The following is a 6,078-nucleotide window of genomic DNA, read 5'->3' on the forward strand; positions in this document are numbered from 1 at the left end:
AAATAATTGTTGATGTAGATTATTGAAAATGGCTGTAGGAAAAATTATCATTGCAGGTAACTGGAAAATGCACAAAACTCAGGCCGAGGCCCTGGAGTTTTTAACGGTATTAAAATCAAAAGTAGAAGAGACAGACGAAACCAGAGAGATCGTTCTCTGTGTCCCCTTTACTGCCCTTAGTATCCTTTCCAAAAGCTTGCATGGGGGAAAAGTTCGTTTAGGGGCCCAAAACGTCCACTGGGAGGATAAAGGGGCTTACACCGGCGAGATTTCTGGCCCTATGCTAACAGAATTGAGTGTGGACTATGTTGTAATTGGTCATAGCGAACGCCGTCAATATTTCTCAGAAACCGACGAAACCGCTAATTTACGAGTGATTACCGCCCAACGTCACGGCTTAACCCCTATTCTCTGTGTGGGGGAAACCAAGCAACAACGGGACGCAGGAGAAGCGGAAAGCGTTATTATTAATCAATTACAAAAAGGGTTGGTGGATGTGGATCAAAGCAACTTGGTGATTGCTTATGAACCTATTTGGGCCATCGGTACCGGAGATACTTGTGAGTCAACAGAAGCTAACCGTATTATTCGTGTAATTCGTGATCAATTATCTAATAAAAATGTCACCATTCAATATGGGGGTTCGGTGAAACCTAATAATATTGATGAAATTATGGCTCAATCAGATATTGATGGTGCTTTGGTTGGGGGTGCAAGTTTGGATCCGGTTAATTTTGCCCGTATTATTAATTATCAGTAACAATTTTGATTTGTAGGGGTTAACGTCCGTTAATCCCTATCATTTTTATTATTAATAATTATGAATAATTTAATTATTCGAGAACATAGTTTTGATTGGGGAAAACGCACTTATTTAATGGGAATATTAAATGTAACTCCCGATAGTTTTAGTGATGGGGGAGAATTTAATAGTCTTGGAACGGCATTAGAACAAGCAACAAAGATGATTGAAAGTGGTGCAGATATAATTGATATCGGCGGCCAATCTACTCGTCCGGGTGCTGAAGAAATTACCCTAGAAGAAGAGTTAAAACGAGTTGTTCCTATTATTAAAAAGTTACGTCAAAATAGTTCTATTCCTATTTCTATTGATACAACAAGAGCCGAAGTTGCTCAAGCAGCTATTACGGCAGGGGCCGATATTGTTAATGATATTTCTGGGGGAACTTTTGATGAAAAAATGTTTTCAACTGTGGCTAGTTTAGAGGTTCCTATTATTATTATGCACATTCGAGGAACACCTAAAACTATGCAACAAAAAACAGATTATCAAGACTTAATTAATGAAATCATAGAATGGTTAAAACGTCAAGTTAATCAAGCTCTTGAAGCAGGTATTGAGCAACATAAAATAATTATTGATCCTGGTATTGGCTTTGCAAAAAATTATCAGCAAAATATAGAATTATTAAAGAATTTATCTCGTTTTCATACTTTAAAATGTCCTATGTTAGTGGGAGTTTCTCGTAAGAGTTTTATTGGACATATTTTAGGGGAAAAAGATCCTAAAAAAAGAGTTTGGGGAACCGCAGCAGCTTGTTGTCATGCGATCGCTTCTAAAAGCGATATTTTACGGGTTCATGATGTTCCAGAAATGAAAGATATTATTAAAGTTTCTGATGCTTTATGGCGTTAATCACAAAGCTAATACGGAATGATAAGTGTGGTGAATCCCAGACCTCTTACTCAAAGGATTAGTTTAAGAATGATCCCTATAACAACACCAATAATAAGTCCTCCAGTGACTCCCATCCCTAAACTTATGATAAAAGAACCTAGAGAATGATGGCTATCTCCTAAACCTGTTCCTATAAATCCCACTATATAAAAATACACGATCCCTAACAATAACCCAAACGTTACTCCTCCAATTATTCCAATTTCTAACCCTTGATCACTAATAATTACTGCTACTATTCCTGGTATTATGCCTCCAAGATACCCTATCATAAAGAATACTATTGCTAAGGTTATATTACCCAATACCATAGGAATACTAGCTAAAATACTCCCCAGAATCAAACAAAACAAAAAAATTGCTCCTATTCTTTCTCCCATTTCTACTTGACCCCTTTTTTGGCTTTATTTACAACGATTAGATTTAAAGAATTTTAAGGTTCTTATATATTGGATTAAAGAATCAACTCCTGAGTGGAAGATATCAGTTTAAAATAGGGCAACAATCCCAAAGTTTTTCGATGTTGCCCATTTTTCTATTTAAAGTTTACCTAACTTTCTACAAAGATAAAGATTCTGAAGTATTAGCTGATTCTTCAGGATCAGGATATTTTAAAGAATTGGGATAAGGAGATTCTAAATTAGTTTCTCTCAATTCATCTACTTTTAAGAGGATTAAATATTCATAAAAAGCTTGTAAAGTACACCATGCAAATCCGGCTTTTCCGTCTAAAATTCCACCTAATATAAAATACATATAGAACCAACGAACAACAGGACGCAAAGGTATTCTTAAAGATAAATCTTTTAAAGCGCGTCTGCGTTCAACTTCAGTGGAACCAAAGAACAATTTTTTCCAACTCACTCCCCCTTGTTCTAATTGATAAAGGGTTTCTTTAGCTTCATCGGTTGAATAACGATTATGTTTTTCTATCCAACGACTTAAACCTTTACCAGAGGTATAGTGAGGATAGGTTTCTTTGAGAAAATCCACCGGTCCACTGTAAATTTCCCGTTCTGTGTGGCCATAATCTCCAAACCAGACTTGGCCCTTTTCAAACAAACGCATCTGATAACGGGGATATTGGGTACTGCGACGAATCCATTTACCCATAAAAATGACCCGTTCTGCCACATAGTAACCGATCGCTTCTTTCTTTTCACTGGCGGCCACACATTCAGCAAACAATTCTGGGGTCATGCGTTCGTCTGCTTCTAAAATATAGACCCATTTATTTTTGGTGGGGATGTTTTTCAGCATCCAAGTCCGTTGTTTACCGTGACTTTCAAATTCGTTTTGAACAACTTTCACAGGGTAACGGGAAGCGATCTCAATAGTGCGATCGCTACTATAGGAGTCAACCACAATCACTTCATCGGATAAATTAATTACGGACTCGATACATTCGGCAATATCGACTTCTTCGTTATAGGTAAGGATATAGATAGAGATCATTAGTCTTTTAAGATAATTTTAAGGTTATGGTCTAAATTTAAACGTTTTTCTTCTATTGGTTAGTTTATCAAGGGAATTAAAGTTTGTCTTTCCTGACTCCTAATTTGTAACATTATCCCCCTAAATCACTATAAAATAAATCTTAAGATACAGCACCAGGAGGTTTTTGTGGCACTATACGCGGACTTACATCGTCATTTAGGGGGATCTGTGGTTCCTCGCATTCTCTGGCGATATTTTAAGCGTCATAACCCTGATATGGCGCAACGGTTTCCAGAGTACCCTAATTTTGAGGAGTTTTACACCCGCAAACGAAACACCCTGGATGAATATTTAGAACTGCATACTTTAGTGGAAAGTGTGCAAAGGGAAGATACTCTTCCCTATTTCATTTATCGTTTAATTCGTGGGGCTTATATTTTTGAAAATTTAGCCTATTTGGAGTTACGTTATACTCCTTATCTTCGCACTCCAGAACATCTTAATCAGTCTCAAAGAATTGAGGCCATGACTAATATTGTGGAGATAGTGGGTAAAGCTAGTCAAGTTAAAGAATATCCCATTATTATTAGTCAAATTCTCTGTATGCACTCCCGTTTACCCTACGAGGTAAATAAGGCAATTGTTGATTTAGCTGCACAAATGCGAGACTATGTTTGTGCGATCGATGTAGCCGGGGGTGACTCCCATTATCGAGAACGGTTGGATGAGTTTATTGATCTCTATAAATATGCGCGATCCCTTGGTCTAAAAACCACTGGCCATGTTTATGAAACCCCTGAAGGTTGTTACCCTGAATTATTGCCTTATTTAATGAGAATTGGCCATGGTATCCAAATTCCTTTAAAATATCCTGAATTATTACCCCAACTGGCCGCAGCAAATCAATGTTTAGAAGTTTGTCCTACTACTTATTTAAAGACAGGAACTTTAGAGAGCTTACACGAGTTAAAAATAGTTTTTGATCGCTGTTTTGATGCGGGGGTTGATATTGTGATATGTACAGACAACGCCGGACTTCATAATGTTCGTTTACCCTTTGAATTTGAAAATCTTTTGACTCAAGATGTGATCGATTTTCACCAGTTACAAGCTTGTCAAGATGCAGCGTTTCGTCATGCGTTTGCTTGGCCTTATAAAGAACCTCCAGCTTCCTTATTAATTGGCTTACTTAAGGATAATTCTTCAGAAGAAGAACAGGAATTATTATCGATTTAATTCCTTGTGTAGAGATGTTTAATTAAACGTCTCTACAAGCATAAAGCGTCATTGTATTCCAAGGATTGAACGGTTATCCGTATCTAACTAATTACATGGAATCTGAGCTAAAATGTGTACAGTAGGGTGAGCATTGCCCACCTTACCTAAAGAACCGAAAAATACCTCAATCTTATGAAATTCCCTTTACAATTTATTTATGATTGGTATCGCAACGCAATCCGTCACCCCCAATATCGTTGGTGGGTAATTTTGGGGACATTTGTTTATTTTGTTAGTCCTTTTGATATTTCTCCCGATTTCTTTCCCCTTGCTGGACAAATTGATGATTTTGTGCTATTGACTCTATTAATAACCGAACTATTTCAAATGATAGTTGAAAAAGCACAAAACCCCGATCAAGTGATTGTAGAAGATGCTCCAGAAGGTGAGACAATAGAAGTTAATGCAGTTTCTGTAGATGACAATTCAAATTACAATAAATAAATCAAAATTATGAGTGATTCTGCAACAATATTATTAGTAGATGATGAACCGAGTGTTAGAGAATCGGTGCAAGCTTATTTAGAGTTTAGTGGAGATTTAACCGTTAAAGTTGCCACTGATGCAACTAATGCTTGGGAAATATTACAAAAAACAATTCCTGATGTCATTGTTTCTGATATTATGATGCCAGAAATTGATGGTTATCAGTTCTTAGAGCAATTGCGAGATGATCCCCGTTTTGAAAGCATTCCTGTTATTTTCTTAACCGCTAGAGGGATGACTTCGGATCGAATTAAAGGTCATAAGGCCGGTTGTGATGCTTATTTACCTAAACCCTTTGATCCCGAAGAATTAGAAGCAATTGTTAAGAATTTATTAGAAAGGAGAAAAGTTAATGAAAAATCCGGTAGTGACTCAGCAAAATTAGAAGAAATCGCCCAAGAAATTCGGGAATTAAAAGAACAACTTGGACAACAACAAAATAGTTTAACCACCACACCACCCCCAATAAAAATTGATTTAACCCCTAGAGAACAAAGTGTGTTAGACCTAGTTGCAGAAGGGTTGATGAATAAAGAAATTGCAGCGCGTTTAGAAACAAGTGTGAGAAATGTGGAAAAATATGTTAGTCGTTTGTTTAGTAAAACAGGGACAAATAGTCGCACCGAATTAGTCCGTTTTGCTTTGAAACATGGTTTAACTGAATAGTTTATTTAGTATGCTTAAAAATGGATAAATTAGAATATTATCGTTCTTCGATTCAGATTATAAAGGAATATACCGCAAGCTGTGGGTCAGTTTTCGGGTGCTTTTCAGGACATTGCTAAGGAGTTTGATGTGCCATTTATTGCTTTAGCACAGATTAATAGAGGGGTGGAAAGTCAGGCGAATAAACGTCCGACAATGGCTGATATTGAAGATTCTGGGGATATAGAACAGGATATGGATTTAGGGTTATTATTATATCGGGATGAATATTATAATTCAGAGACTAAAGATAAAGGGGTTATGGAGATTAATGTGGCTAAAAATAGGAATGGGGGGACAGGGGTTTGTAAGGTTTTGTTTGAGGCTAGTGTAGGAGGATTTCGTCATAGAAAAGATGCTGAAAAAAATATCTATAGCAATAGACAGGCTAGTTAGGACACATAAATTATATTTTAAGGGAACAGGGAACAGGGAACAGGGAACAGAAAAATGTCCTAATAGCTTTGGCGACT

8 protein-coding genes are annotated in these 6,078 nt (G+C 36.8%); 6 read left to right on the top strand and 2 right to left on the bottom strand.

All coding sequences use genetic code 11. The features are described 5' to 3' along the window. The first annotated feature begins 28 nt into the window (after positions 1 to 28). Positions 29 to 760 (top strand): triose-phosphate isomerase, encoded by a 732-nt coding sequence (gene tpiA, locus QNJ66_RS18595; RefSeq protein WP_300509592.1) that lies wholly within the window; start codon positions 29 to 31, stop codon positions 758 to 760. A gap of 60 nt (positions 761 to 820) precedes the next feature. Next, positions 821 to 1,657 (top strand): dihydropteroate synthase, encoded by an 837-nt coding sequence (gene folP / locus QNJ66_RS18600; protein ID WP_300509594.1) that lies wholly within the window; start codon positions 821 to 823, stop codon positions 1,655 to 1,657. 50 nt (positions 1,658 to 1,707) lie between these two features. On the opposite strand, the gene QNJ66_RS18605 is transcribed toward folP, so the two are convergent. Both QNJ66_RS18605 and QNJ66_RS18610 read right to left on the bottom strand, forming a co-directional pair. Beyond that, a complete protein-coding gene (locus QNJ66_RS18605) occupies positions 1,708 to 2,079 on the bottom strand; it encodes a hypothetical protein (RefSeq protein WP_300509596.1) in 372 nt (123 codons plus the stop codon). Between the two features lie 178 nt (positions 2,080 to 2,257). Then, a complete protein-coding gene (locus QNJ66_RS18610) occupies positions 2,258 to 3,154 on the bottom strand; it encodes a glycosyltransferase family 2 protein (RefSeq protein WP_300509598.1) in 897 nt (298 codons plus the stop codon). Positions 3,155 to 3,322: 168 nt separating this feature from the next. Between QNJ66_RS18610 and QNJ66_RS18615 the strand changes: the two genes are divergently transcribed. From QNJ66_RS18615 to QNJ66_RS18630, 4 genes are all read left to right on the top strand, one after another. Continuing rightward, on the top strand, positions 3,323 to 4,372 hold the full coding sequence (locus QNJ66_RS18615; RefSeq protein ID WP_300509600.1) for an adenosine deaminase: 1,050 nt from the start codon (positions 3,323 to 3,325) through the stop codon (positions 4,370 to 4,372). Between the two features lie 174 nt (positions 4,373 to 4,546). Further along, positions 4,547 to 4,858, top strand: coding sequence for a YkvA family protein (locus QNJ66_RS18620; protein WP_300509602.1), 312 nt, complete (start codon positions 4,547 to 4,549; stop codon positions 4,856 to 4,858). A gap of 9 nt (positions 4,859 to 4,867) precedes the next feature. Continuing rightward, positions 4,868 to 5,566, top strand: a complete 699-nt coding sequence (locus QNJ66_RS18625) for a response regulator transcription factor (protein WP_300509604.1) — start codon at positions 4,868 to 4,870, stop codon at positions 5,564 to 5,566. Positions 5,567 to 5,647: 81 nt separating this feature from the next. Beyond that, positions 5,648 to 6,001: a DnaB-like helicase C-terminal domain-containing protein gene (locus tag QNJ66_RS18630; protein ID WP_300509607.1), complete on the top strand. Its 354-nt coding sequence runs from the start codon at positions 5,648 to 5,650 to the stop codon at positions 5,999 to 6,001. Positions 6,002 to 6,078 lie beyond the last annotated feature (77 nt).

The sequence above is a fragment of the Crocosphaera sp. genome (genome assembly GCF_030064895.1).
Classification (GTDB): Bacteria; Cyanobacteriota; Cyanobacteriia; order Cyanobacteriales; family Microcystaceae; genus Crocosphaera.

What these genes read in the sequence shown, in the direction of transcription:
- tpiA (WP_300509592.1), top strand. Translation starts at nt 29, where the DNA reads ATGGCTGTAGGAAAAATTATCATTGCAGGTAACTGGAAAATGCACAAA.
- folP (WP_300509594.1), top strand. Translation starts at nt 821, where the DNA reads ATGAATAATTTAATTATTCGAGAACATAGTTTTGATTGGGGAAAACGC.
- QNJ66_RS18605 (WP_300509596.1), bottom strand. Translation starts at nt 2,079, where the DNA reads ATGGGAGAAAGAATAGGAGCAATTTTTTTGTTTTGTTTGATTCTGGGG.
- QNJ66_RS18610 (WP_300509598.1), bottom strand. Translation starts at nt 3,154, where the DNA reads ATGATCTCTATCTATATCCTTACCTATAACGAAGAAGTCGATATTGCC.
- QNJ66_RS18620 (WP_300509602.1), top strand. Translation starts at nt 4,547, where the DNA reads ATGAAATTCCCTTTACAATTTATTTATGATTGGTATCGCAACGCAATC.
- QNJ66_RS18625 (WP_300509604.1), top strand. Translation starts at nt 4,868, where the DNA reads ATGAGTGATTCTGCAACAATATTATTAGTAGATGATGAACCGAGTGTT.